At 35.5% G+C, this 1,481-nt stretch carries 1 protein-coding gene; it reads right to left on the bottom strand.

All coding sequences use genetic code 11. From position 1 onward, the window contains the following. Positions 1-62 precede the first annotated feature (62 nt). A protein-coding gene (locus CS063_RS17345) for an IS3 family transposase (RefSeq protein WP_308415563.1) occupies positions 63-1,474 on the bottom strand; the annotation gives its coding sequence in 2 pieces (ribosomal slippage) (positions 63-961 and positions 961-1,474; 1,413 coding nt in all). Positions 1,475-1,481: the final 7 nt, after the last annotated feature.

The raw sequence follows: 1,481 nt of genomic DNA, 5'->3' as shown, positions 1-1,481 counted from the left end.
TGATGTGACCCCAATAAGTTAGACTTTTTTGCGTAGTAGTTTTTAACTGCTACGCAATTATTTTATGCTGCCAAGAGACTGAGCCTATATTCTACAGGACTCATCCACCCTAGTTTCTCTTTAATTCGTTTCTCGTTATAATACCTTATGTATTTGTCTATTGTCTCTTTCAACTCATCATAGCTATAATAAACCTCACCATAATACATCTCTTGTTTCATAATTCCAAAGAAGTTTTCCATTACAGAATTATCATGGCAGTTTCCTTTCCGGGACATACTTTGAAAGATTTTATTTTCTTTTAGCTTATAACTATAAGCCTTCATCTGGTAAGCCCATCCTTGATCTGAATGAAATGTACGCCTATATTTACAATCGCTTGTAATTTTTATGGCTTCATTTAAAGCATCCATTATATTTTCAGCAGATGGTCGCTGCGAGATACCATAACTAATTATTTCTCTATTGCACATATCCATAAATGGATCCAGATAGAGTTTTTTGATGATCATTCGTCCTTTATCATCTACCTCATAATACTTAAATTCGGAGGTGTCTGTTGTAATCTTTTGGTGTGGAATAGGAGTTTCAAACCTCCTGTGAATTCTATTAGGAGCAACCTTACCCACCTTGCCTTTATAAGAACTATATTTACGGCTTTTTCTAGTAAATGAAGTAACTTGAAGGCCTAGCTTCTGAATAATTCGTTGAACACGTTTCTTGTTTACAATGAGGCCCTGTTTTCTTAATTCACCATAAATCCGACGGTAGCCGAAATCTTTGTTTTCTTTTCTGATTTCCAGGATTCTTTGCTCAAGATCCTCATTTGGATTTTCTCTATTAAAGCGTTTCTGCCAGTACATATATGTTGCTTTGGGAAAACCTGTGAATGCGAGAATATCTTTTAGTTTGAAGTCTCCTCGGAGGCTGTGGATGATTCTCGCTGTTTTTGCAGAAGAGCTTCCTCCTCTAAACGCAACCTCCTCAATTCTTTTAAATAGGCATTCTCTATTCTTAACTTGAGATTTTCATCTTCAAGTTGTTTTAAATACTCTGAATTATTGCTTGTAGTTTCGATATTGTTAGATTTACTTTCCTTTGGTTTAGACACTTTGGAACGTCGCCCCTTTCGTTTGGGTCGCAAAGCATCAGGACCAGCAATTCTAAAGTCATTTACCCACTTAGAAACTAATGGTGGGTTGTTTATGCCGACGGATAGAGCCAACTCCTGATAAGAGACCTCTGTTGATAAATATAACTCTACCACACGAAGTTTGAATTCGAAAGTATATGTTTCGTTTTTTCTGGAACGCATTAAGCCTTCATCACCAAACGATTTAAAAGCATTTACCCATTTCATGACATCTTGAGAAGATTTTACACCATACTTATTTGCTAAAAACCGTTTTCCTCCTTCGCCATTCATGTATGCATTTACAATTTTTTTCTTGAATTCATAATCATATTTTGCCATAAAAAAA

The sequence above is a fragment of the Sporanaerobium hydrogeniformans genome (genome assembly GCF_002735925.1).
Taxonomy (GTDB): Bacteria; Bacillota; Clostridia; order Lachnospirales; family Cellulosilyticaceae; genus Sporanaerobium; species Sporanaerobium hydrogeniformans.
Note: the sequence above shows the minus strand (reverse complement) of the source record. Positions and strands in the feature narration are given on the sequence as shown.